General features: G+C 58.8%; 22 protein-coding genes. 6 read left to right on the top strand and 16 right to left on the bottom strand.

Going from position 1 to position 23403, the window contains the following annotated elements; all coding sequences use genetic code 11:
• Window positions 1-36: 36 nt before the first annotated feature.
• Genes C4S72_RS21725 through C4S72_RS21700 form a run of 6 tightly spaced genes read right to left on the bottom strand, consistent with a single transcriptional unit; the run spans window position 37 to window position 8779 of the window.
• Window positions 37-945: a hypothetical protein gene (locus C4S72_RS21725; protein WP_104005303.1), complete on the bottom strand. Its 909-nt coding sequence runs from the start codon at window positions 943-945 to the stop codon at window positions 37-39.
• Entirely contained in the window at window positions 942-3092 is a 2151-nt protein-coding gene (locus C4S72_RS21720) for a putative bifunctional diguanylate cyclase/phosphodiesterase (RefSeq protein ID WP_104005302.1), read from the bottom strand. Before C4S72_RS21720 ends, C4S72_RS21725 begins: the two co-directional genes overlap by 4 nt.
• Window positions 3089-4039, bottom strand: coding sequence for a phosphate/phosphite/phosphonate ABC transporter substrate-binding protein (locus C4S72_RS21715; protein WP_104005301.1), 951 nt, complete (start codon window positions 4037-4039; stop codon window positions 3089-3091). The genes C4S72_RS21720 and C4S72_RS21715 overlap by 4 nt, the downstream gene beginning before the upstream one ends.
• Before the next feature lie 8 nt (window positions 4040-4047).
• Complete coding sequence (locus C4S72_RS21710; protein WP_104005300.1) at window positions 4048-4629, bottom strand: LOG family protein; 582 nt, start codon at window positions 4627-4629, stop codon at window positions 4048-4050.
• Between the two features lie 12 nt (window positions 4630-4641).
• The gene (locus tag C4S72_RS21705; RefSeq protein ID WP_104005299.1) at window positions 4642-6540 is read right to left on the bottom strand and encodes a sensor histidine kinase; all 1899 of its coding nucleotides are present in this window, start codon (window positions 6538-6540) and stop codon (window positions 4642-4644) included.
• The gene (locus C4S72_RS21700; protein ID WP_160115568.1) at window positions 6527-8779 is read right to left on the bottom strand and encodes a putative bifunctional diguanylate cyclase/phosphodiesterase; all 2253 of its coding nucleotides are present in this window, start codon (window positions 8777-8779) and stop codon (window positions 6527-6529) included. The genes C4S72_RS21705 and C4S72_RS21700 overlap by 14 nt, the downstream gene beginning before the upstream one ends.
• A gap of 301 nt (window positions 8780-9080) precedes the next feature.
• Here C4S72_RS21700 and C4S72_RS21695 point away from each other — a divergent pair, with 301 nt between their 5' ends.
• The 3 genes from C4S72_RS21695 to C4S72_RS21685 all read left to right on the top strand — a co-directional run bounded on the left by C4S72_RS21695 (window position 9081) and on the right by C4S72_RS21685 (window position 10716).
• The gene (locus tag C4S72_RS21695; protein ID WP_104005297.1) at window positions 9081-9689 is read left to right on the top strand and encodes a YjaG family protein; all 609 of its coding nucleotides are present in this window, start codon (window positions 9081-9083) and stop codon (window positions 9687-9689) included.
• Window positions 9690-9932: 243 nt separating this feature from the next.
• Complete coding sequence (locus C4S72_RS21690; protein WP_327332988.1) at window positions 9933-10217, top strand: hypothetical protein; 285 nt, start codon at window positions 9933-9935, stop codon at window positions 10215-10217.
• Between the two features lie 19 nt (window positions 10218-10236).
• Entirely contained in the window at window positions 10237-10716 is a 480-nt protein-coding gene (locus tag C4S72_RS21685; RefSeq protein WP_104005295.1) for a hypothetical protein, read from the top strand.
• A 13-nt stretch (window positions 10717-10729) separates the two neighbouring features.
• Here C4S72_RS21685 and C4S72_RS21680 read toward each other — a convergent pair whose 3' ends face one another.
• Window positions 10730-11671 carry an NADP-dependent oxidoreductase gene (locus C4S72_RS21680; protein WP_104005294.1) on the bottom strand — a complete coding sequence of 314 codons (942 nt, stop codon included), beginning with the start codon at window positions 11669-11671 and terminating at the stop codon, window positions 10730-10732.
• Between the two features lie 86 nt (window positions 11672-11757).
• Here C4S72_RS21680 and C4S72_RS21675 point away from each other — a divergent pair, with 86 nt between their 5' ends.
• Both C4S72_RS21675 and cysZ read left to right on the top strand, forming a co-directional pair.
• A complete protein-coding gene (locus C4S72_RS21675) occupies window positions 11758-11985 on the top strand; it encodes a hypothetical protein (protein WP_104005293.1) in 228 nt (75 codons plus the stop codon).
• Between the two features lie 9 nt (window positions 11986-11994).
• The gene (gene cysZ / locus C4S72_RS21670; protein WP_104005292.1) at window positions 11995-12774 is read left to right on the top strand and encodes a sulfate transporter CysZ; all 780 of its coding nucleotides are present in this window, start codon (window positions 11995-11997) and stop codon (window positions 12772-12774) included.
• Here cysZ and phoR read toward each other — a convergent pair whose 3' ends face one another.
• The 4 genes from phoR to C4S72_RS21650 form a co-directional block, all read right to left on the bottom strand.
• A complete protein-coding gene (phoR, locus tag C4S72_RS21665; protein WP_104005291.1) occupies window positions 12775-14085 on the bottom strand; it encodes a phosphate regulon sensor histidine kinase PhoR in 1311 nt (436 codons plus the stop codon).
• A gap of 44 nt (window positions 14086-14129) precedes the next feature.
• A complete protein-coding gene (phoB, locus tag C4S72_RS21660; protein WP_104005290.1) occupies window positions 14130-14825 on the bottom strand; it encodes a phosphate regulon transcriptional regulator PhoB in 696 nt (231 codons plus the stop codon).
• 105 nt (window positions 14826-14930) lie between these two features.
• Window positions 14931-15809, bottom strand: coding sequence for a 4-hydroxybenzoate octaprenyltransferase (gene ubiA, locus C4S72_RS21655; RefSeq protein ID WP_104005289.1), 879 nt, complete (start codon window positions 15807-15809; stop codon window positions 14931-14933).
• Window positions 15810-15889: 80 nt separating this feature from the next.
• Window positions 15890-16474 (bottom strand): chorismate--pyruvate lyase family protein, encoded by a 585-nt coding sequence (locus C4S72_RS21650; protein ID WP_104005455.1) that lies wholly within the window; start codon window positions 16472-16474, stop codon window positions 15890-15892.
• 26 nt (window positions 16475-16500) lie between these two features.
• On the opposite strand from C4S72_RS21650, the gene C4S72_RS21645 reads away from it, so the two are divergent.
• Window positions 16501-17121, top strand: coding sequence for a DUF1415 domain-containing protein (locus C4S72_RS21645; RefSeq protein ID WP_104005288.1), 621 nt, complete (start codon window positions 16501-16503; stop codon window positions 17119-17121).
• An 18-nt stretch (window positions 17122-17139) separates the two neighbouring features.
• On the opposite strand, the gene phoU is transcribed toward C4S72_RS21645, so the two are convergent.
• From phoU to pstC, 5 genes are all read right to left on the bottom strand, one after another.
• Window positions 17140-17907, bottom strand: coding sequence for a phosphate signaling complex protein PhoU (gene phoU, locus C4S72_RS21640; RefSeq protein ID WP_104005287.1), 768 nt, complete (start codon window positions 17905-17907; stop codon window positions 17140-17142).
• Window positions 17908-18067: 160 nt separating this feature from the next.
• Window positions 18068-19675 (bottom strand): methyl-accepting chemotaxis protein, encoded by a 1608-nt coding sequence (locus C4S72_RS21635; RefSeq protein WP_104005286.1) that lies wholly within the window; start codon window positions 19673-19675, stop codon window positions 18068-18070.
• Between the two features lie 109 nt (window positions 19676-19784).
• Window positions 19785-20684: a phosphate ABC transporter ATP-binding protein PstB gene (gene pstB / locus C4S72_RS21630; protein ID WP_235009236.1), complete on the bottom strand. Its 900-nt coding sequence runs from the start codon at window positions 20682-20684 to the stop codon at window positions 19785-19787.
• A gap of 11 nt (window positions 20685-20695) precedes the next feature.
• Entirely contained in the window at window positions 20696-21967 is a 1272-nt protein-coding gene (pstA, locus tag C4S72_RS21625) for a phosphate ABC transporter permease PstA (protein ID WP_104005284.1), read from the bottom strand.
• The gene (gene pstC / locus C4S72_RS21620; RefSeq protein WP_104005283.1) at window positions 21960-23348 is read right to left on the bottom strand and encodes a phosphate ABC transporter permease subunit PstC; all 1389 of its coding nucleotides are present in this window, start codon (window positions 23346-23348) and stop codon (window positions 21960-21962) included. Before pstC ends, pstA begins: the two co-directional genes overlap by 8 nt.
• Window positions 23349-23403: the final 55 nt, after the last annotated feature.

Raw genomic sequence — 23403 nt, 5'->3', positions numbered from 1 at the left:
CAGCCAAGCTTCCTTGCTCAGCTATCCAACATCTTTCTAAAACTCGTAGCTCAGTTCAAGTTTGTAACGTGTATCGTCTTTGTCGGCGCCGTTGAGCCAGTGCTCGGCGGCCAGCTCCATTTCAAAACCGGGCATGGGGGATTCGTACTCCAGCTTCAGTGTGCCGATCCACTGCTCCTCGTTGTCCCATTCCCAGGCTTTGCCTGGTTTGCGTTCGGCTTTGTCCTCCAGCTGCCAGGTGGGGCCGAACATCAGCTCCCAGCCATCGACGGGCATGATCCAGTCTAGCCAGAGCCTCGCTTCATACTGCAGCTCCTGTTCCGCCTTTTCCCGCTCATCCTGGGCGCTGTTGGTCCAGGCGCTGTACTGTTCATGCTTGATACTGAGTTTAGGCAGCAGATATAGACTGTACCAGGGCGAAGGATATTCGGCCTGGAGCGTCAGCTTGGTTTCCCAGCCGTTGCCACGGCCTGCCACCGGTTTTGCATCCTCCGCCAGGCCGGTGGCGCGGTACTCAACATCGAAAAAGCGGTCGTGGTATGCCCGGAACGACCAGGCATCTCCGCCGATCATGGAGCCAAAATCCCACCGCAGACCCAGTCCGGCGTATGGACTCTGACGCCATTCGGTGCGGGTTTTATCCTTCTTCAGAGAGCCATCTTCACGGTACTCGCGCTTGAAATCTACGCTGCGCCGGGCGTTGTATCCCAGGCGGGCGCTCCAGACCCAGTCGGAATCCGGGTTAAGTTCGGCGTTGAACAGAGTGTCGCTTTCCCAGCGAGTTTTGCGTTTCACGCTGCGCTCGTCGAAGCTGCCATCATCCTCATAACTGGTTTCGCTGTGCCGCTGGCCGTCGCTGTACTCAAGCTGGGTTTTCAGCTCGACGCCAGCCCATACCGGTGAGCTTAGCGTCAGTGCAAGCGCCAGGGGATAAGCAGATCTCATGGCTCGGCCAGCGCCTCCGCATTCCGATGTTCGTCATCCAGCAGCTCGATCAGGCTGTCGATGCGCATTGGCCGCGCCAGTCCAAAGCCCTGAGCGTACTCTACCCCCATTGCCTTCAGTTCTGCATGCTGTCGGTCAGTTTCTATGCCTTCCGCCACGGTACTGATGGACAGCGAGTCAGCCAGGGCGATCATGGCGTCGATCAGCGGTCGTGAGTGGCCGTCTATCAGGTTGTGCACAAAGGACTGGTCGATCTTGAGGCCGTCGATCGACAGGCTGTTGAGGTAGGCCAGGGAGGAGTAACCGGTGCCGAAGTCATCGATCCAGATCTCGATACCCGCCTGTTTCCAGCGTCGCAGCACCGCCTCACAGCTATCCAGGTGGCTGATCATGCTGGTTTCGGTGATCTCTATGCACAGGCTGTTGTCCGGCAGAGCCAGTTTCTGTTTCAGGTGACAGATGTAGTCGCACATCTCCATCTGGTGCAGGGCCGCGCCGGAGATATTGATCGACATGGAAAATTGCTCACGCAGACCGAGGATCTTCTGCAGGTCTCGGCCGGCACGGTTGGCCACCCAGCGGGTTACCTCCTCGATCAGGTCAGATTCCTCGATGATCGGGATAAAACGTGCCGGCGACAGCAGGCCGTTAATCGGGTGCTGCCAGCGCAACAGTGCTTCGGCGCCGATGATCTCGCCGCTTTCCATGGAATAGAGCGGCTGGTAATCGAGGTAGAGATAATCCTTGTCGATCGCCTCCTTGATACCCTGCTGGATCTCCAGGTGCTCGCGAATCTCTTCGGTCATCTGTGGCTGGAAGAAAGCAAATTGATTACGGCCGTGCTGTTTCGCGGAATACATTGCCACGTCCGCATGTTTGAGAATCTCGCTGGCGCTGACGCCGTCATCCGGATAGAGGGTGATGCCGATGCTGCAGGAGATGGAGAAATACTGGCCGTGCAGCAGGAACGGCGGGGCCAGCGATGCCAGCAGGGCACGGGCGGTTTCGGCGGCATCTTCGGCACCCTGTACCGCCGGCAGCAGCACGACGAACTCATCGCCGCCCAGGCGCGCCAGCTCAGCGGCGGGGCCGCGGCGCGAGCGGTTCTCCGTTACACAGGCCTGCAGGCGCCGGGATACTTCCCGCAGCAGCTGATCGCCGCGCTCATGGCCGGCGGTGTCGTTAACCTGCTTGAAGTGATCCAGATCGATAAACAGTACTGCAAAGGCGCCCTCCAGGCTGGCGCTGCGATGCATGATTTCACTGAGACGGTTTTGAAACCAGCGGCGGTTCGGCAGGTGGGTGACGGTATCCTCATAGGCCATCTGTTCAACCTGGTCGTGGCTCTCTTCCAGGGCTCTGCGCATCCGCTCCAGGGCTGTACCCAGGCGGCCGAACTCGTCGGGACGGTTAAGCTCGAAGGATAGGTCGCGCTCCCCTTCGGCGAAACGGCTGCTGCGGTTTGTCAGCACCTGCAGTGGTTTGAGCATGCCACGGGTGATCCAGGCGGCGCTGAGCATGCACACCGGCAGCAGGATCAGGAAGGTGATCAGGATCGCCTTGCGGACATTTTGAAACAGGCCATATTCGGCGCTGATCAGATCCTCGTTATGGGCCTCGAGTTCAGCGAAGGCCTGGCTGAAGTCAAAACCGGCGCTGATTGCTGCAAACGTCTCGTTGCCGATCTGAACGCGGCTGTTCAGATAGAGGTGCGTGTCACTCCATACCAACGCATCCTGCAGGCCGGTCAGCAGTTGGGGCGGCGTGTGAGAGGTGATCGGCTCCCCATAGAGCGGGATATCGGCGCTGCCATCGTGGAGGATGGAGCCGTTGTGATCGTAAACGTAGATGTAGTCGAGCGTGTGAAACCTGCCCAGCCGCTGCAGCGCATCACCGATGGCGCTCAGGTCCTGGTTATAGATATCCACACCCAGGCTGTCGCTCAAGGACTGGAGCAGCAGCTGTGCATCATGGCGCAGCTGGTTGCGCGCCACTTCGGTCAGTTTTGCCTGATCGGCGCGGTTGGATTCTTTAAAGTAGGTTTTCAGCGAGTCATCCACGGCCATCATCAATGCCAGCATGATTAGCGCAGATAGCAGCGTGAGTAGCAGAGATAGCCGGACGATAACCGAAAAACGGCGTTTCATTGTGCCTGGGTTCCCCTTTCGATCAATGCCTTAAGGAAGCTGAGGTCCTGCTCATCCACGGGACTGAATCCTTTGCTATTTTCGTAGCGCGCCAAGAGCCCGGCATACTTGTCCTGGTCCAGTGCCAGCAGCTCCTGTTGCAGAGCCTCGGCGGCGTCAGCGGCAAGCGCTGGTGTTGCCAGCTCGAAAGCACGGGGATAGAAGTCTGACCTGTGTATAACTCTGAAGTGCTCTTGCATACCAGGCGTTACCCGGCTCGGGTCCTGCCAGTCACCGTTGTTCAGTGCTCCCGCGGCAACGATCTGCTTGTCGACCCAGAGAGCGTTGTTTTTCTCGTTGCGGCTGAACAGGTAGCCGACCTTGCCCTCGGGCACAGGGTCTTCCGGACGCTCCAGCTCGACCAGCGAGAGTCCGTTGTTTTCCAGTATGCGGCGGGGCAGCAGATAGCTACTGAACGAGTCGGGGTGTTCAAACGCGATACGCTGGCCCACCAGCTCCTGCAGTGAGCGGATATCGCGCTGTTTGAGGGTGAATATAAGCGTTTGATACTGGCGCTGACCGTTTTTCCACTTCTTTACCAGTGGCCGGCTGCCGGTTTCCTGTAGCAGCCGCGCCGAGGTGTAGGGCGTTTCGCTGATCCAGTGTACCTCGCCTTGTTTGACCGCCTTGATCAGTGCATCCGCGCTGTCGTAAAGCTGTACCCGGGCATTATCAAAACCATATTGCTGCAGGCGGTCCGCCATAAAGCGCGCCATGGGAAGCAGTTGTTTGAAATCTTTCTTCGGACGGTCGCTGACCTGGCCCAGGATCAGCGTTTCTGCAGTCGCGGCGCCGGGCAGGATGGTGAGAGTCAGCAGGGCGCCCATAAGCCAGCCAGCAAACAGGCGGTATCGGCCAAAGCTCTGCTTTATCCGGTTGGTAGAAAGCAATGGGCGGGTCCGACCCATACTGGGAGTTAGATCTTTTCCGGTGACCACTGACTGCCGGAGCGGTCGATGGCCTGGTTCATCTGCTCCAGCAGTGCCGGGATCTCCGCTTCCACTCCCAGCAGCGCGCGGCACGGGTCCTGAATAAAGCCCTGCCGGCGGGTGTAGTCGAGGAATTCGAGCAGCGGATCGTAAAAGTTATCCACATTGAGCAGCGCCACCGGCTTGTCGTGATAACCCAGCTGCGCCCAGGTCCAGACCTCGAACAGCTCCTCGAAGGTGCCGATGCCGCCGGGCAACGCGATAAAACCATCGGCGAGGCTCGCCATACGCGCCTTGCGGGCGTGCATGTCGGGAACCACCTCAAGTGAAGTCAGGCCCTGGTGGGCGACCTCGGCGTTGAACAGGCTTTCCGGAATCACCCCGGTTACCTTGCCGCCCGCACTCATCACGCCGTCTGCCACTGCGCCCATCAAGCCGACGGAACCGCCACCATAGACCAGCGATGAACCCTGGGCAGCGATCGCCGTGCCAAGTTCGAACGCAACCTTTTCGAAACGCGGGTTCGCGCCCTTACGGGAACCACAGAAAACGCAGAGCGTTGTAGCCATCCTTCAGTCCTTTTACTGTTCAGCGCTGAGCCGGCTGTCAACGGGGATACGCAGGATAAAGCAGCTGCCCCGGCCGGGTTCGGATTGGACCTCGATGCTACCATGGAGCAGTCGGTGAACCCACTGGTGAACCAGATGAAGTCCTAATCCTGTGTGGCCCCGACCCCGGCCAGAGGTGACGAAAGGATCGAAGATCGTGTCTCTGATGCCGGGGGCGATACCAGCACCGTCATCTGCAACGCTCAGCTCAAGCACCGAGCCACTGGCGTCTATCGGACGGGCGCTCAGGGTTATCTGCCCTGACTGCTGTTGGGTGTAAGCGTGGGTGAGCGCGTTGTCGATCAGGTTCTGCAGTATCTGCGAGATTATCCCGGGATGGCTGTAAAGACGGATATTATCGGGGATATCGATCTCGAGAGTGACCGGGCTTTTCTTCAACAGCGGAGAGAGCGCCAGCTTCAAATCGCTCACCAGGTCGTTGAGGTCGACGTCGCGGATCTCCTCGACCGCGCGATCCAGCGCAAGGCGCTTGAAGCTGGTAATCAGGCGGCTGACCTGGTTCAGGTTTCGCGTGGCCAGCTCCATGCCCTGACGGGCCCGTGCAAGCGCCGCCTGCTGTTGCGACGAGCCCTGAGATTTTTCCAGTTCTGACAGTTGGCCTTCAACGCTGCTGAGCACCATAAGCGCGCCTCCGGTGGGCGTGTTTAGCTCGTGGGCGACGCCCGCGACCATCATGCCCAGTGAGGAGAGCTTGCGGGTTTCGACCAGCTCTTCCTGCAGCACGGATTGACGCCGGTGGGCAGTGACCAGCGAGTGGTGTGCCTGCTGCAGTTTCTGGTGCTCCTGGTTGATACGCTGGTAGAGCTGCCTCTGGCGCGCCTCCGAGCGCATAAACAGCAAGATGAGCCAGCTTCCAAGCGCCAGTACCGCCAGCGCGCAAAGGCTTACCAGCAGCTTGAGCTGACCTGTGATACCGGCAAAAAGGTCTTCAGATGAGGAGGTCAGCAGGATCAGTACTTCCGGTCCCTGGCCTGGGCGCTCGATCAGCGCCAGCCGTTCCCAGCTCCAGATCCGCCCCGCCAGGTACACATTGTTGGCGGATGAGCGTGCATTCACCTGCTGCCAGAGCTTGGGAAGCTGGCGGTTCAGTCGCGCCTCGGGCTTGCCGAGGATCTGCCCCCACTCCTGTTCAGGTGCACGGCTCAGTAACCAGAATCCGGTGGTGTTGATGATTTCGGTGGCCGACTTGTCGGAGTAGGTTGTTCGGATCGAGTTCAGCAGGGCGCGTAGATCGTAGTTGATCACGAAGACACCCTCTCTCATCGTTTCCGCTTCAGTGGTGCGGATCGCAGCGCGGATGGTGGGTTTGAGGGGGCGTTCGATCTGGCCACGCTCGATATTCAGGTCCAGCGGGCTGATATACACCTGACCCGGTGCGTAGGCCATCGCCTGTTGAAAATAGTAGCGATTGGCTTTGTTTTGCAGTTCTTCAGGGGGAACGATCTCAGACTCGCCCGAGGCAAAGTTGATCCGCACTCGCTCCTCCCCTGAGGCGTCTATCCAGCGCACCTGCGAGATCAGCGCATGATCGCGGCTGAAACGGATAAGCTCCCGCTGCAGTAGGTTTCGATCCAGCGAGCGGTAAGGGTTAAGCGCGATTCTGACCGGCGGGCTGCGTTTTATCATCAGCGTCAGGTCACGCAGGTGGCCGAGCTCCCGCGAGAGGGTTGCGGCGCTGAAGTTGAGGTCTGAACTCTGCTGCTGGCTGATCGGTTGGGTGTAGAGCTTGAGCAGCTGCTGGTAGGCGAAGTAGCTGCCGCTTGAGACCAACAGAATCAGCAGGGTGATCAGCCCGGTTGCCAGGCGACGCGGTGACTGCAGCCCGGACGCGGCGCTGTTATCCCTGCTCATCGGGTGTCGGTAGCGTAAAGACTGTATTCGAGGCGAGTTTATCGATCAGAACCTCGAGCCTCTGTGGACGTGAATAGAGATACCCCTGGCCCGCCCGGCAGCCTTTCGCCAGCAGCAGATCGCGCTGTTCAAGCGTTTCCACACCCTCGGCCACGGCGTTCAGGCCGAAGCGTTCGCTGATACGCAGAATCATCTCGACCACTTGGGCCGCTTGCGGCGATTCGCCGATCTGGCGCACAAACACCTGGTCTATTTTTAGTGTGGTCGCGGCCAGATGGGTAATATGGGAGAGGGATGAATAACCAGTGCCGAAGTCGTCGATACTGACGGCCATGCCCATTTCGATCAGCCGCTTGAGCTGCGGTGCGATCTTCTCGTAGCTTTCCATCGCCCGGGACTCGGTGATCTCCAGGTTCATCTGTTCCGGCCTGACGCCATACTTTTTCAGTGTGCCGATCAGGGTGTCGAAGTAGTCCGGGTCGAACAGCTCGTCACTGGAGGCGTTAAAGGCCACCGGTACGTCGATTCCCGCCGCGTTGAGCTGTTTGATCGCTTCACAGGTCAGCTCTACAACCAGCTGGTCCAGTTCGCTGATGAGGCCGGCGGTTTCTGCCAATGGAATAAACTGATCCGGCCGCACCCGGCTGCCATCCTCGCGTTCCCAGCGGGCCAGGGCTTCAAAGCCAATCAGCCGGTTATCACTCAGGCTGACCTTGGGCTGCAGCTCGATATGCAGTGCACGCTGTGCCAGGGCCAGGCGCAGATCGTTCATCAGGGCGTAGCGCTGGCGTATCTCTTCATCGAAACCGGCGCTGTACTCCAGGAATGTGAGGTGTTTTTGCCGAGCGGTATCGATACAGCACTCTGCGATGCGCAGTATCTCTCGCGGCTGCAGATGGTCCAGTTCGGAAAGCGGCAGCGATGAGGCGGTAATCGACAGAGAGTGTTCGGCGCCATCGATAGTCAGAGGCTGGCCAATCAGCGACCTGATGGTGGCGTCCGTGGGGGCGGTATCGCGGTGGCCGAGAATAGCGAAGGAGTCGAGGCCGGTGCGGGCGATGCTGATGTAATCTTCCAGCTTCTCTGTTAACTGGCTGTACATCTGCTCGATCAGTTTGTCGCTGAAGGCTGTTCCCAGGGTTACGGTGACATCGGAGAAACGGTCCAGGTCGATCAGTGTCAGTTGCAGCCTGGCGCGTTCCTGTCGGCTCAGGCGTTTCATCTCCCAGACCAGCCAGTTGCGGTTGGGGATGTTGAGCAGGTCGTCGTAGTACGCCAGCTCGCTGAGACGGTTGTTGAGGGCAATATTGGCGAAGCCGCCGCTGACCTGTTCGGCAAACACCTGCAGCAGGCTGATATGGTAGCGGGAAGGCCGGGTATCCGACTTCACCACGGTGACATATTCACGCGGGTCGATCTCTGCGTTGCCAAAGTAGAGCACGCTGTAACTGTCACGGAAAATATGGCGTTTCTCGGCGCGGGCGTTGCCGATATCGGTGTGTATGGCGCTGTCGTCGATAAGCCCGGGCACCTTGGATGCCTGGCCTGAATAGCAGCCGCTGCTGGCCATCACCTCGGCCTCTGCAAGGGATTCGCTCTCGTTGGAGACGGCGCTGACAATACCGCCTTCATCGGCGCCGATGATGTTGCCGATCTGCTCCAGCAGGGTGTGGCTGAAACTCTTCAGGTCACGTTTGCTGGTTAGCGCCCGGCTTGCTTCCACCAGCAGCTGCAGACCCTGCCGTGCCCGTTCCAGCTCGGTGATATAGATCCAGGTACGCAGGTTGCCGGTGATCAGGGTGATCAGCTGGTCGGCCTTGAGGTCGGCTTTCTGCCAGTAATCGTCGATATCGTACTGACGCATTACATCATTACGCGGTGCCATGCCTGGCTGGCCGGTTAACAGGATGATACGAATTCGATGGTTGCCGAGACGCTCGCGGATGGTATTGACCAGGCGCAGGCCGCTGTCATCCTCATCCATCACCACATCGAGCAGCACGACGGCGATATCGGGATGGGCGCTGAGCTGCGAAGCGGCTTCGGCAGCAGAGCCCGCGGTGAGAATTTCGACCGGAATACCGTCGTATTCGAGGTTTCCCAGGCTATAAAGCAGTGACGCCTGGTAGGTTGGGTCGTCCTCGACGCTGAGAAGTTTCCAGCATGCGGGACGTTGGGCTATATCGGCAGCCGTGGGCGCACGTTCCGGGATGGCCAGCCGTTCGAAAGCGGTACTCATAGGCGAGTCCTTCCACATTTCAGTGCGGTGCTTATCCCTGAGCTAACGCTGGGCGGCTCGCGTTAACACCTTAAGGCACCGGGTCCATAAGGTTCGCGCAGTTGACCGGTGACTGTGCGACCGAGTTTGTTCTTTAAATTAGACAGTATAATTAGAGTACGCAAATATCGGTTAAAGCCTTATTAAAACAGGGTCTTTTCTATTCTGGCACCGATTAACCGAGTATCAGCCTGTTGGTATCCTCGTTCAAGCCGTACAATATGGGACCAAGCCCGATCGATCTGATTAGACCGGAGATAAGATGAGTGAGCCGCTGAAACTCGACAAACAACTCAATGGACTGGAAAGCTGGCAGCTCGTCGCTTTCTCAGCGGCATTGAGCGAACGTATGTTCCCCAACTTCCTGCTGTTTTCGCGACTGATGGAGTTTGGCGATCACAAGCAGCTGCGCAGCATTCTCGACGGAGTCTGGAATCAGCTCGCCGGCACCGGCTCGCGTATCAATGCCGAGGTTCAGCTCGACAATGTCGAGGCTAACATCCCGGACCTGGAAGAGTTCGATATGTACGGCGCCATGCCGGCACATGCGGCGGTGGTTGCACTTTACTCCACCCTCACCTGCGTCATCGAAGGCGATGCGGCCGAGGCGCTGGAAGTGGCCAGCCTTTCCCATGAGTGTGTCGCCGGGTTTATCGAAATCAGCGAAGGCGATGACCAGATGTCCGATGAGGAGCTGGTACGCTTTATCAACACCCATGAGCTGATGCTGGATGAAGAGTCCTTCCGCGAAGAGGTGCTGGAGCGCCTGCGTGGTCAGCGCCAGCCCAATGCGGCCTTTATCCGTGACCTTCGTACACTTGCTGAAAACGAAGGCGTCAGCAATATCGGTATCAGTGACGAAGACGCATAAGGAAGCTATGACCAATTCTATAGCGTCTCAGCGTGGCATGAAGTGCCCAGATGCAAGGCGAGCTTTGCCGCCAATGGCAGTAGCCCTTGGCAAAAAGCTCAACGCCGTAGATGGGTGCTTCATGCCGCGCCCTCCGGGGCTTGCAGGCTGGCCCACTCGCTGCGTTGGACTTTTTTGCCGTAGCGCCACTACGCCTGCAAAAGTCCGCCTTGATAGTGAGCCAGCCTGTAAGCCTGAGATGCCATGAACTTGTCCATAGCTTCCTTCATGCTGCGACTGGGTCTTTTGCTGCTGATTGTTCCGCCGCTGGCGCTGATGGCCGGGTACATGATTGAACAGGCTCAGGTGGATGCCTGTCTCGATGGCGGCGGCGCCTGGCACTACGCCGAAGCCCAGTGCGTCTCCTCTGGCGAGTATCCCTTTGTTCCTTTCATGATGCGTCATCCGCTCTTGGTCAACGGCGGCATGTTGCTGTCTGTGGTGGGCCTTTTCTTCAGTCTTATCGGTCTTTACAAGGGCCGTTCCTGAGTTTTCCGGAGTCTCTGCAATGATGAAAAAGATCCTGCTGACGCTGTTGGCGATCGCGGTGTTGGGCGTGGGTTATCTCTGGCTCAAGAAAGATTCTATTGTCGAGGAGTTCAACCGGGAACGCGCCGAAGACGCGTTGGTTTACCGCGAGGCGGGGCTTGAGTATGGCCGCACCCACGATCAGCAGGAGTGTCTGGATGAGGCGCTGCAGGAGTTCGATACCCAGTGTACCGGCTTCAGCTGCACCGTTCGCTACGGCAAGTTTCTGAATGCCTGCCTGGAGACCGCTTCAGACTCAGCGACCTTCTGTGACAACGTGCCTGCCTACCAGGAAGAGAAAACCGAAGAGGAGAAAGTCTGGGCGCGGGAAACCTGCTGGGATCAGGATATCCGTGGTGAGGGTTGCCGTGTGCTGCTGCGCCAGCAGCAGTATTTCTGCAGTAATAACCCAGCGCAGGCTGGGCTACTGACCGAGAACGCAGAGGCCGCCGGCCAGTAACCTGTCGCTGGATCTAATTGATGCTCAGTACCAGCTTGCCGCGCTGATGGCCGCTGGCGCTGAGCTGATGGGCGCGGGCTACCTCTGCCAGGGGAATAGAGCCGCCCAGTGACAGGCTCAGTTTGCCGTCTCCTGCGAGTGCCGCCAGTTCCGCCAGCTGGCTGCCGTTAGGTTCGACGCGGATACCGAGCACGCGATAACCCCCCTTCTCTGCCGCTGCCATCACCTCTGCAGCAGTCACCGATGGCAGGGTCACCAGAATGCCGTCTGATTTCAGACAGTGCAGCGCCTCAATAGCGGTGTCGCCACCGACGCCGTCGATAACGATATCCACATCGTTGACGCTGACCGCCAGGTTGGCGCTGGAGTAATCGATACACTCATCGCAGCCCAGGCTGTGGATAAAATCCTGGTTGGCAGCGGAGGCGGTGCCGATCACATAGGCGCCGGCCGCCTTGGCCAGCTGCACGGCGATATGGCCGACGCCACCGGCGGCAGCCAATACCAGTACTCTCTGCCCCTCTTTGACCTGTGCCTTGTCGTGCAACGCCTGCCAGGCGGTCAGGCCGGCAAGACCGAGACCGGCTGCCGCTTCAGCGCTCAGGGACTCGGGACGCAGTGCGATCTGGTTCGCCGGTGCGCAGGTGTATTCGGCGTAGCAGCCAGCGGCTTCCGGGAAGCGGATAAAGGCGAATACCTCGTCGCCCTCCTTGAAGTCGCTGACACCCTCACCGACCTTGTCCACCGTACCGGCGCATTCCCAGCCCGGGATAAACGGCAGCTCACCGATAGCAGCACTGGCGCCGCCACCGGCGCAGGTTTTCCAGTCGATTGGGTTGATGCCCGCGGCGCGGTTGCGGATCCGTACTTCACCGCGGCCCGGTTGCGGCGTCTCCACCTCGTCCAGGGTCAGGTTTTCCGCTGTGCCGAAGGCGTGGAGTCGTATCGCTTTCATGTTAATCTCCGTTCACTGAAAAAGGCGGGGCCTGTGCGTCAGTTCAGCAGTCCCCGGTCCAACCCAAGTGCTTGAGAAGGATTGCGATGATCTATCTGGCCATGATCGAGCCGTTTCTGTTCTGGGGCGGCCTGCTGGTATTTCTGACCTCGCTGGGTCTTTACGTCAAACGGACCCAGGACTGGCACGCCGTGCTGCGTTTCTGGCAGCCGCTGATCAGCTTCACACCGCTGGAGTTCAGAATCAACCGTGTCGGCCTGACCCTGATGCTGGTCGCCGTTGCTTTACGTTTTACCGTTTATTTTATGGCCTGAGGAGGGTCTATGAGTGCCAATCCCGTCAGGGGCGCCAGCTATTTTATGCGCGGACTGGCGATGCTGCCCGAACCCGGTATCCGCAGTTTCGTACTTATCCCACTGGTTATCAACGTGCTGCTTTTTGGCGGCGCCATCTGGCTGTTGATCAACCAGTTCGGCAACTGGATCGACTACATGATGAATGCCTGGCTGCCCGCCTGGGAGTGGCTGGACTTTCTGCGTTACCTGCTTTGGCCGCTGCTGGCGCTGGTGATACTGGTGGTGGTCTATTACAGCTTCTCCATCGTGGCGAACTTTATCGCCGCGCCGTTCAACGGTTTTCTGTCGGAGATGGTGGAGCGTAAGCTGCGCGGTACGGTGAGTACCGATGAAGGCTGGGCGGAGCTGGTGAAAATGATACCCCGGTCGTTGCAGCGCGAGGTGCAGAAACTACTCTATTACCTGCCGCGGCTGCTGGTTCTGCTGGTATTGAGTTTTATCCCGGTGATCAACCTGGTGATGCCTTTTGTCTGGTTCCTGTTCGGTGCCTGGATGATGTCGATTCAGTATTGCGACTATCCGATGGATAACAACAAGGTTAGCTTCCCCGAGATGAAGCGGCTGCTGAAATCGCATCGCTTCACCGCGGTAGGCTTTGGTTCGGTAGTGCAGGTGGGCATGTTGATTCCGCTTGTGAACCTGCTGATCATGCCGGCAGCGGTCGTAGGCGCCACTATCTACTGGGTGGAAGAACACAGCCACATCAAAACTGCCGGCGCCACAGGTAGCGCGGTAGTCAGAGGCTGATCAGTGCTGGCCGTTGGCGACCTGCTTGATGCTGCGAATCATATCCGACGGGAAGTGGCAGCTGAACGTGCTGCCCATCCCGCTGCGACTCTCGATACTCAACTGGGCGCCGTGGCGCATCAGTACATGCTTGACGATCGCAAGGCCCAGGCCTGTGCCGCCACTGGCCGATGAGCGGCTCTCATCGACGCGGTAAAAGCGCTCGGTGAGACGCGGGATATGGATCGGATCGATGCCGATACCATTGTCTTTGACGCTGAAGTGTCCGCCTTTGGCATCCACGCGCCAGCTGATTTCGATATTGCCGGCTTCCGGCGTGTAGCGCACGGCGTTGAACACCAAGTTGGAGAAGGCGCTCTGTAGCTCCAGCTCCTGGCCGATCAGGTCGTAATCCGGGTCTATATCCAGGTTGAAACTGTGTTCGCGGTCGGCTGACAGGTCGGCCGCGTCGCGATGGATCTGGGCGATCAGCGAGTGGATATGGATCGGCTGCTCGTCGCTGGTGTGCTGGGTCGCTTCCAGGCGGGATAGCAGCAACAGGTCTGCCACCAGGCTTTCCATCCGCTTCGCCTGTTGCTGCATCTGGCTCATACCGCGCTGCAGCGGTCGGGGCAGTTCCTGATCGAGGAAGGTTTCCAGGTACCCGCTGATCACCGTCAGCGGCGTGCGCAGCTCGTGGGAGGCATTGGCGACGAAGTCCTGACGGGTCTGTTCCAGTTTGAACAGTCGGGTAACGTCACGGGCCACCAGGACGCGGTCGTCGTCGCCGAAACGGTGTACCTGGTACTGCAGGTACATGTCGTGATTATTGGGTGATATCAGCTGCAGAGGTTCCTGGTACACCCCCTTGCGGTAATAACGGATAAAGCGAGGGTCGCGGACGATATTGAAGATCGATTTGCCGCGGTCGCGATCGTCTATACCGAGCAGTTTGCCCGCGGCGCGGTTCCACCATTCCAGGTGGTTGTCGCGGTCGATGATGACGATGGCTGAAGAGAGAGCTGCGGTGCACTGTTGAAAGCGGCTGATTGCAGATTGCAGCCGTTGTTCGCGGATTACCCCGCGTTTATGGCGTCGTGCCAGCTGGTCGAGGAGATCGCCCCAGGGGCCGGTATCCTCGGGAGGCAGCTCATCCAGCTCCCTCGACAGCCATTTCATCAGTCGGTTGTAATGGCGTGCCTGCAGCAGGCTCCATGCCAGCAGGCTGATACCCAGGCCCCAGCCCGGGTAGGAAACCAGGCCGCCGATTACCACTCCCACAAGAGCCGTACCCGCAAGGGGTAAAATCATCGGATTACTGGAGTGACGCATAAGACCTCATGTCCCTAAGATGTCCCTAAGGTCGCTGATAAGGTTCAGGCGACCTGTGAAGAAAAGCGATATCCGGTACCGCGGACGGTTTGTACCAGATAATCATGCCGCTCGCCAAGCGCCTTGCGCAGGCGACGGATATGCACGTCGACCGTCCGTTCTTCGACGTAAACGTTGCCGCCCCAGACCATGTCGAGCAGCTGGCTGCGCGAGTATGCACGATCCTGATGGGTCATGAAAAACTGCAGCAGTCGGAATTCGGTTGGGCCCAGCTCGATCGGTGCAGCATCGGCGGTGACGCGGTGGGAGACAGGGTCCAGTCTCAGGCCGTCAACGGTGACCGGCTCTTCGACGCCCTTGGGGGTAGCGCGGCGCAGCACGGCCTTCAGGCGAGCGACCAGCTCACGCGGGGAGAACGGCTTGATAATGTAGTCGTCGACGCCGGCTTCAAGCCCTTTGACCTTGTTATCTTCGTCTGTTTTGGCAGTCAGCATGATCACCGGCACATCGGCGGTGACCTCATCCTTGCGCAGGCGGCGGGCGAACTCGACACCGCTGGTTCCCGGCATCATCCAGTCCAGCAGCACCATATCCGGTTTCTTATCCAGGATAAGGGCGTGGGCCTGCTGCGCGTTTTCCGCTTCCAGACACTCATAACCGGCCATTTCAAGGGCCACGGCAATCATTTCCCTGATCGGAGCTTCGTCGTCAACGATCAACACACGTTTTGATGCAGACATCAGTCTCTGCCTCTAAAAATTCTGCTGTTATTAATCGCGACTATTACAAGACGTTTAGGTTACACAAATATGACAATAGCAGAATCAGGCGACGAAAGTGCGTTATCAGTTCACTGCGTAATCAGCGATGATGCCCAGCAATACCAGAAGTTCAGCCCAGTGGTTGTTCAGGAAGGCTTTCAGGCAGGGCATGCGCTCGCGATGGCGGATCAACCACTGCTGATAAACAAACAGCACGGCGGCGCCGGCCAGGCCCAGGTGGAACCAGAGTCCAAGGCCCGCCAGGTGACCGACAACGATCAACAGCCCCAGTGCGACCAGATGCAGCAGGCCCACCATCAGGCGGTCCTGACGGCCAAACAGCACGGCGGTGGATTTGATACCGATCTTCAGGTCATCGTCCCTGTCCACCATGGCGTACATGGTGTCGTAGGCCACGGTCCAGGCGAGCTTGGCCAGGAATATTAGCCAGGCAATCAGCGGTAGCTGCTCCTGAGTAGCAGTGAACGCCATGGGGATCGCCCAGCCGAAGGCGGCGCCCAGTACCACCTGCGGCAGGTGGGTGTGGCGTTTCATAAACGGATAGACGAACGCCAGAGCCAGGCCGGCGAAAGACATCAGGATGGTCATGCCGTTGGTGAACAGTACCAGCACGAAAGCGGCCAGCATCAGGCCGGCGAACAGGCTCAGAGCTTCGCGCTCGCTGACGCGGCCCGTGGTTAGGGGCCTGTCCTTGGTGCGTTTTACGTGGCGGTCAAAATGTCTGTCGGCGTAATCATTGATAACGCAACCTGCGGAGCGGGTCAGCCAGACGCCCAGCGAGAAGATCACCAGCAGCTTCAGCGGCGGCACGCCTTCGGCGGCGATCCACAGCGCCCAGAGCGTGGGCCAGAGCAGCAGGTAGGTGCCGATAGGGCGGTCGGCGCGCATCAGCTGAATGTACAGGGCGAGTTTGCCGGGTTGTTGGCTGTTAGTGTTCGACATCGCCTTAAAGCCTCTTGTAGAAAGCGCGCCTGACGGAGTTACGCCTGACTTATATTAACAGTGCGTCCGGTCAGCCGGTGTTAGCAGGCCGGATATTGTATGTGTTCCAGCGACGGCAGAAAAACCTCGCACACCAGCAGCGGCTTACGTTCCAGGTGGAACACCGAACGCCGCGCCCAGAGCCCTTCGTTCAGACGGGCGATCTGCAATGGCTGGCGCTGCATGCTCGGGTCGCGGAACAGCAGTGAGCCCAGGGAGCGGCTGCCTATCAGTTTCAGGGTGCGGTGGCTTCCACTCAGCGTGGTGACCGGGATTACCGTTCGGGCATAGACCCAGGGCTCGCCAGCGCCACAGAGATAGACCTCACGAATCAACGCCTGCTGACGTGACCTCAGACGCAGCGCAGCAGCCTCGGCGGGCCCCGGACGGTGATAGCCCTGGCGCACCACGCGCACGGAGAAACGGCCTTTGCTGGCACGTTTGAGCAGCCGAGTCAGCGAGCCGTGGTCGGTGAGCCAGCGGCGCAGATGACGCGGCGCCCAGATTGGCTGTTTCAGCTGGCGCCAATGACGCGCTGTTTCGGGCTGGGGGCGGTTCGCTTTCACATTGGCCTCTGCAGTTGCTGGATTGGCAGCGGGTGAATCCGGCGCGCAAGAGTGTATCATCAGCATCCCTGAGTTAGGACTGTCCTATGAGCACTGCAAGCGATGAGCGTCTGGTCGAACAGGCGCGCACACTGACCCAAGCCTGGGTCGAAGCCATGGTGGTGGGGTTGAATCTCTGCCCGTTCGCCGCGCCGGTGGTGCGCAACGAGACCATTCGTTATCACGTATCCGAAGCGGGCAACGAAGATGACCTGCTGCGAGACTTTCTGCAGCAGTTGTCGGACCTGGTGGAGACACCGCAGGCGGAGTTATCCACAACGCTGGTGATCACTCCCTGGCTGTTGCAGGATTTCGAGGAGTTTCTGGATCTGGTGGCGGATGCCGAAGCCCTGCTGGAGCAGGCGGGTGTGGAGGATCTGTTTCAGATCGCCAGTTTCCATCCGGGCTATCTGTTTGAGGGCGTGGATGCGGACGATCTAAGCCACTGGACCAATCGCGCGCCTTTCCCGACGCTGCACTTGATCCGTCAGGATGAGATGAGCCGCGCGCTGGCAAGCTATGCCGATCCGGAGCAGATACCTGAGCGCAATATCGCGCGCCTGCGCGAGATGGGGCGGGAGGGGTTGATCGCCCGTTTCCCGCCGCTGGCCGACTATTGGCCCCGAGCTGATGCACAAGAGCCTGGAGCCGATGACAACACAGAGTAAGGCCAGGCCTTACTCTACTTAGTTATCGTCGTCGTCGTCGCTGTCGTCGTCCTGCGCTTGAGTTCCCTCACGCACGGTTTTCTTCATCACTTTCAGGCTCTGGTGACGCACGTCGGTGCCGCTGACCTGGTAGATCAGGTGCTCGGCCAGGTTGCGGGCGTGGTCGCCAATACGCTCAAGGCTACGCAGCACCCAGATCACGTTCATGATGCTGGAGATTGAACGCACATCTTCCATCATGAAGGTCACCAGAGTACGCATGGCGGTGCGATATTCCTGGTCGACGGTACGATCCTGTTTGGCCACGCGGTAAGCCAGCTCAAGATCGTTACGGGCAAAGGCGGTGAGTACGTCCTGTACCATGTCACGCACCACGTTGCCGATATGACGAACTTCCTGGAAACCATGCTTGGAAGAGCTGCTATCCCCGGCCATCTCGATCGCCTGCTGGGCGATGCGGGTCGCTTCATCACCGATACGCTCAAGGTCGGCTACCGCACGGCTGATCGAGATGATCAGACGCAGGTCGGAGGCCGCTGGCTGGCGCAGAGCGATGGTTTTGGTGCACTGCTCATCGATCAGAAGTTCCATTTCGTTGGTCTGGCGGTCGATCAAACGAGCCTGCTCAGCCATCTCCTCATCGCTGGTCAGCAACGCCTCAATAGAGTCGTAGACCTGGCGCTCCACGATACCACCCATGGTCAGCATCTGCGTGCGGATCGTTTCCAGTTCTTCGTTGAACTGGTGGGAAATATGATTGGAGTAACTATCCTCTTCGTGTTGCACGGTTACGCTCTCCGTCGGGGTCTGTGGCAGCCTGGAAACTGGGGAATTGGGTAAACTTCGGATTCAACTTTTGCTTTAACATCAGTCGAAATTATAGAGGCTGCCAACGTACATTGCATTTGTGACAGTTTCGTGAAAAACCATAAAAAATCAGTGCTTTTCACGAGGTTTTGAAGCGTGCGATCAGTGTTTGCATGGAGCCCGACTCCTGCCGCAGGGCATCGCTAACCGAGCGCGTATTCTCTACGCACAGACCCAGCGAATCGGCGCTCTCGCGTAGCGCCTGAGCACGCCGGCCGATGCGGCCACTTTCGTCGCGCTGAGTAGCGATGGCGCTACTGACGCCCTCGCTGTGGCGCTCCATTTCGATGAAACGTCCCTGCAGTTGCTCGAGGAAACTGTGCAGTGTGGTGATATGGGCGCGGTTTTCGTTGCCCGCTGCACGCATGGAATCGAGCTGTCGGCCCACGCCCTCGACACCCTCGGAAAGGTCTCCTACCCATTGGCGGATATCACGGGTGGAATCTGCGGTGCGCTGGGAAAGCACGCGGACCTCATCGGCTACCACCGCAAAGCCTCGGCCGTGCTCGCCGGCGCGGGCCGCTTCGATCGCTGCGTTAAGTGCCAGCAGATTGGTCTGTTCGGCGATCTCGGCGATGATATCGATCACCTGGCTGATCTTGCCGCTGGATTCGGTCAGGGAGGTGATCGAGTCGCCCACCTGAGCGATGATCTCCACGGTATTTTCGGCGGCCCGGGCGCTGCTGGCCATCCCTTTCTGGGCTTCGGTGTTGGCGGCGATCGCTTCATTGACCGTAGCCAGTGAGTGACCCATCGCCGTCTCGATCGACTCGGTCTGATCGATGATGCTCTCCATCGAGGTGTTCACGTCATTGATCAGCTGCAGGGTCTTGCCGGAGGTGCTCTGCAGTGATTCCGCCTCGGCGTCCAACTGAGAGGAGCGCTCGGTCAGGGCGGTCGCTGCCTGCTGAATATCAGCGATAAAGTGGCGGAAACGCTCTACCAGGCGACGGATAGCCTGACTGACATTGGCCACCTCATCCTTGCCCTTGAGTTCCGGTGTGGTGCGCAGGTCCGCATCGCGCTCCATGGTAATCAGACCCCGCTCCATGGTCAGCAGATGGATAATCACAGTCCGGTTAAGCCAGAGTGTCATGCCGATCACGATGATCAGAAATACACCGGAGCCGATGAACAGAAAGTTCTGCTGGTCAGCGAGGAAGCTGATCAGGCCCTGTGCGGCGCCGGACAAATCTTCGCGGTTGGTACGCTGACGTTCGCTGATGGCGCTTAGCATCGGCTCCATGGCCGGTACCAGGTCAAAATCGACCACCTTGCCGATCTGGTAATAGCTTTTGGCCTCGATCCCCTCGACCATCCGTTCCATCAGCGCGATCACGCGCTCAAAGTCAGCCTGGTGTGCGTTGGTCCATTCGCTGAGACCAGGGTTGTCGGAGGCTGCCTGCCAGTGTTGGGGCAGGGACTCTCTAAGTTCGGTAAAGCTGGGGGTGATCTCGTCCCAGAGCAGCAGTTGGCCCTTGGTCTTGTAGGCAAGATCCTGCAGCCGATGGTGATCCTGGCCCAGGTCGCTCAATAACCAGCTTTCCTTGAGCTGCTGCTCAATCAGGTTATTGGACGCCGTTTCGGCCTTAACGATGATGCTCCAGGAGAGAGCGGCAAGGCCCGCCAGTGCCAGCAGGCAGAGAGCTGCAAAAAATAGTATCCGAAAGCGGACAGTGCCAAACATAACAACTCCTGCGGGACTATGAATCCGGCAGGGTAATGAGAATTTGTTACTTTTAAGTTACAAAAAAGGCGCTCAAATGAGCGCCCCTGGATCGAAAACCTGAACCGGCTCAGCCGAAGCGGCCGGTGATGTAGGATTCGGTCATCTGGTGTTCGGGAGCGGTGAACACGGTGCTGGTGTCGTTTACCTCGACCAGGTGGCCCAGGTGGAAGTAGGCGGTACGGTGAGAAACACGCGCCGCCTGCTGCATGGAGTGGGTCACGATCACGATGGTGTAGCTCTGTGACAGTTCTGCGATCAGCTCTTCCACCTTGGCGGTAGCGATCGGGTCCAGTGCTGAGCAGGGCTCATCCATCAGTACAACTTCAGGGCTCACGGCGATGGTACGGGCGATACACAGACGCTGCTGCTGACCGCCGGACATGCCGGTTGCGGTCGCATCCAGACGATCCTTCACCTCATCCCAGAGACCGGCCTTACGCAGGCTGCTCTCGACGATGTCATCGAGATCTGACTTGCGGTTGGCCAGGCCATGGATGCGCGGGCCGTAGGCGACGTTATCGTAGATCGACTTCGGGAAGGGGTTCGGCTTCTGGAACACCATGCCCACGCGGGCGCGCAGTTCAACCACATCCTGGCGCGGGTCATACAGATCCTGGCCATCCAGCTCGAGGGTACCTTTGACGCGGCAGCTCTCGACGCTGTCGTTCATGCGGTTCAGGCTGCGCAGGAAGGTGGACTTACCGCAACCTGAAGGGCCGATGAAGGCGATTACTTCATTGGTGGCGATATCCAGACTTACGCTCTTGATGGCGCGGTTTTCGCCGTAGAACACTTCTACGTCGCGCAGCTTGAATTTGGCGTCGTCTGCGTACGGAGTGCCGACGGTTTTTCCTTCGACGATCGATTCGCCGGTATGACTTGCTTCTTCGGCCAAGGTCGGCAGCTCCTGATTCTCATCGTGGAGGGTTTTTTCGGACATATTTGCATTTGCAGGAATACTTGTCATCTCAGATCTCCTTACCACCGGCGCTCAAGGCGTTTACGCAGCCAGATGGCTAATGCATTCATACTGATCAGGAAGCTCAGCAGCACCATGATGGCGGCCGAAGCTCGTTCTATAAAGGCCAGCTCCGGGCTGCCTGCCCACAGGAAAACCTGGACCGGCAGGACGGTAGCCGAGTCGAGGAAGCCTCCCGGGACATCCACGATAAAGGCGACCATGCCGATCAGCAGCAGCGGTGCGGTTTCACCCAGTGCCTGCGCCATACCGATGATGGAGCCGGTCAGCATACCCGGCAGGGCCAGCGGCAGGACGTGATGCAGTACAACCTGCATTTTTGATGCGCCAATACCGGCAGCCGCTTCACGGATCGAAGGCGGAACACTCTTGATCGCTGCGCGGCTCGAGATAATGATCGTCGGCAGCGTCATCAGGGTCAGTACCAGACCGCCCACTACCGGCACCGAGCGCGGCATACCGAACAGGCCGATAAACACCGCAAGACCCAGCAGACCGAAAATAATCGACGGTACCGCTGCCAGGTTGTTGATGTTGACCTCGATAAAGTCGGTCAGCTTGTTCTGCGGTGCGAACTCTTCCAGGTAGATCGCTGCAGCCACCCCGATCGGGAAGGACAGAATCAGCGTGATAAACATGGTCAGCAGTGAACCAACAACGGCGCCGAGGATACCGGCACGTGACGGATCACGGGAGTCACCACCCTCAAAGAAGGTATCGTTGAAACCGACTTCAACCACGCCTTTCTCCACCAGCTGATCGACCCACTCGCGCTGCTGTTCAGACAGCTTGATGGAGTAGGCGCTGTCACCGGCGTGTTTGACGTAAACGTCCACGTCGGTGTGAGCCAGCAGGTTCATCTCACGGGTGGTACCCAGCCATTCCGGGTTGTTGACCAGGGCTTCTCGCAGGTCTGCGGATGCGTACGGGTTGATCAGCGTACGTACTTCATCCCGGTCAGCCTCGGTGGCGCCCGGAATCTCTTTCATCAGCGCCTGTACCAGCGGCTCGACGAAGTCGGCCATGCGGATCTGCTTCGGATCGGTGGCATCATCCAGGAACATCATCTCCTGGTTGAGCTCGACCTCCAGATTCAGGCTGGTTTTCATAAAACCGGTGTAGCCCTTGCCGATGATATCGGTAAAGAGCACCACCAGTGCCGACAGGGCAATGGCGATAGCCAGGATGCCGTAGGCGCGGAACCGCTTTTCCTTGCGATAGCGCTTTTTCAGTGACTTGCGGACGATCTCCGCCTGAGTGTGATTAGTCATATTGTTCCCGATACTTGCGCACGATATGCAGGGCGAGAATGTTCAGCACCAGCGTGGACAGGAACAGCATTGCACCCAGCGCGAATGCAGCCAGCGTCTTGGCGCTGTCGAATTCCTGGTCCCCGGTCAGCAGGGTCACGATCTGAACGGTTACGGTGGTCACTGTTTCCAGCGGGTTACCGGTCAGGTTTGCCGCCAGACCAGCCGCCATCACCACGATCATGGTTTCACCGATGGCGCGGGATACCGCCAGCAGAATACCGCCCATGATGCCGGGCAGTGCCGCCGGGAAGATCACCTTTTTCATGGTTTCCGACTGGGTCGCACCCAGTGCCAGGGATCCGTCACGCAGGGACTGGGGCACGGCGTTGATCACGTCGTCCGACAGTGAAGAAACGAACGGGATGATCATGATGCCCATGACCGCACCGGCTGCCAGCGCACTCTGCGATGAGGCTTCGATACCCAGGCTGGCGGCCAGATCGCTGATAAACGGCGCCACTGTGAGTGCGGCGAAGAAGCCATAAACCACCGTCGGTACACCGGCGAGCATCTCGAGCAGCGGCTTAACGATGCCACGCACGCGTGGGTTGGCGTACTCGGACAGGTAGATCGCGGACATCAGGCCCACAGGTACCGCCACCAGCATAGCGATAGAGGAGATCAGCAGGGTCCCGGTGAACAGCGGGATCATGCCGAAGGCACCTTCGGCAGCAACCTGGTCGGCGCGCAGAGCGGTCTGCGGGCTCCAGTGGCTACCGAAAATAAAGTCGATAAACGAGATCTTCTGGAAGAAGCTGAATGTTTCCAGCGCCACAGAGAAGATGATGCCGACAGTGGTCAGAATCGCCAGAGCTGCGCAGGAGAAGAATATCCATTTCAGCGTGGCTTCAACTTGAACCCTGGCATTCAGAGTCGGATGGATTCGAACCCAGGCAATAAAACCGGCAAGTACAGCTACCGCGACTACCAGTGCGGTCATGTACATCAGGCTCTGTTCACGCAGGTGGACCAGCAGATCTGCAGCCGCGACGATGGCCGGATCCGCAAAATCCTTCGGCAGAGCGCCGGAGGCTATGTTGCTGATCTTGCTGAGCAGCAGGCTGGCCTCGCCCTCATTACCCGGCAGCAGATTTTCCGGCAGCGTTCCAATGACGAGCGTCTGGATAACGTGCCCCTGAAAGGCCGCCCATAGTCCAAGAACGATCAGAGCCGGAATACCGCACCAGAGTGCGGCGCGTGCGCCATAGTAAAAAGGAAGCGACTTGAGATGTCGGATCCCACCCAGAGGCATTGCCAGTGCGCGGGAGCGGAAGTAGCCGAGCCCGTAAGCGATGGCGGCGAATGCCAGCGTGATAAGAAGCAGGTTTGCCGGTTGCATGTATCTACCTGTCTGCGATGTTTCTGTGGGGCGCTCTAATCAGTGGATTTGAGGC

Origin of the sequence: Marinobacterium lutimaris, assembly GCF_900108065.1 — a bacterium.
Lineage (GTDB): Bacteria > Pseudomonadota > Gammaproteobacteria > Pseudomonadales > Balneatricaceae > Marinobacterium_D > Marinobacterium_D lutimaris.
This window is presented reverse-complemented; position numbering and strand designations above follow the sequence as displayed.

Coding starts and splice junctions, on each gene's coding strand:
- C4S72_RS21635 (WP_104005286.1), bottom strand. CDS start 19,675: ATGTTTGGCACTGTCCGCTTTCGGATACTATTTTTTGCAGCTCTCTGC.
- pstB (WP_235009236.1), bottom strand. CDS start 20,684: ATGACAAGTATTCCTGCAAATGCAAATATGTCCGAAAAAACCCTCCAC.
- phoB (WP_104005290.1), bottom strand. CDS start 14,825: ATGTCTGCATCAAAACGTGTGTTGATCGTTGACGACGAAGCTCCGATC.
- C4S72_RS21695 (WP_104005297.1), top strand. CDS start 9,081: ATGAGTGAGCCGCTGAAACTCGACAAACAACTCAATGGACTGGAAAGC.
- phoR (WP_104005291.1), bottom strand. CDS start 14,085: ATGCGTCACTCCAGTAATCCGATGATTTTACCCCTTGCGGGTACGGCT.
- C4S72_RS21705 (WP_104005299.1), bottom strand. CDS start 6,540: ATGAGCAGGGATAACAGCGCCGCGTCCGGGCTGCAGTCACCGCGTCGC.
- C4S72_RS21675 (WP_104005293.1), top strand. CDS start 11,758: ATGATCTATCTGGCCATGATCGAGCCGTTTCTGTTCTGGGGCGGCCTG.
- C4S72_RS21715 (WP_104005301.1), bottom strand. CDS start 4,039: ATGGGTCGGACCCGCCCATTGCTTTCTACCAACCGGATAAAGCAGAGC.
- C4S72_RS21645 (WP_104005288.1), top strand. CDS start 16,501: ATGAGCACTGCAAGCGATGAGCGTCTGGTCGAACAGGCGCGCACACTG.
- C4S72_RS21680 (WP_104005294.1), bottom strand. CDS start 11,671: ATGAAAGCGATACGACTCCACGCCTTCGGCACAGCGGAAAACCTGACC.
- pstA (WP_104005284.1), bottom strand. CDS start 21,967: ATGACTAATCACACTCAGGCGGAGATCGTCCGCAAGTCACTGAAAAAG.
- cysZ (WP_104005292.1), top strand. CDS start 11,995: ATGAGTGCCAATCCCGTCAGGGGCGCCAGCTATTTTATGCGCGGACTG.
- ubiA (WP_104005289.1), bottom strand. CDS start 15,809: ATGTCGAACACTAACAGCCAACAACCCGGCAAACTCGCCCTGTACATT.
- C4S72_RS21725 (WP_104005303.1), bottom strand. CDS start 945: ATGAGATCTGCTTATCCCCTGGCGCTTGCACTGACGCTAAGCTCACCG.
- C4S72_RS21700 (WP_160115568.1), bottom strand. CDS start 8,779: ATGAGTACCGCTTTCGAACGGCTGGCCATCCCGGAACGTGCGCCCACG.
- C4S72_RS21685 (WP_104005295.1), top strand. CDS start 10,237: ATGATGAAAAAGATCCTGCTGACGCTGTTGGCGATCGCGGTGTTGGGC.
- C4S72_RS21710 (WP_104005300.1), bottom strand. CDS start 4,629: ATGGCTACAACGCTCTGCGTTTTCTGTGGTTCCCGTAAGGGCGCGAAC.
- C4S72_RS21690 (WP_327332988.1), top strand. CDS start 9,933: ATGAACTTGTCCATAGCTTCCTTCATGCTGCGACTGGGTCTTTTGCTG.
- C4S72_RS21720 (WP_104005302.1), bottom strand. CDS start 3,092: ATGAAACGCCGTTTTTCGGTTATCGTCCGGCTATCTCTGCTACTCACG.
- C4S72_RS21650 (WP_104005455.1), bottom strand. CDS start 16,474: ATGATACACTCTTGCGCGCCGGATTCACCCGCTGCCAATCCAGCAACT.
- pstC (WP_104005283.1), bottom strand. CDS start 23,348: ATGCAACCGGCAAACCTGCTTCTTATCACGCTGGCATTCGCCGCCATC.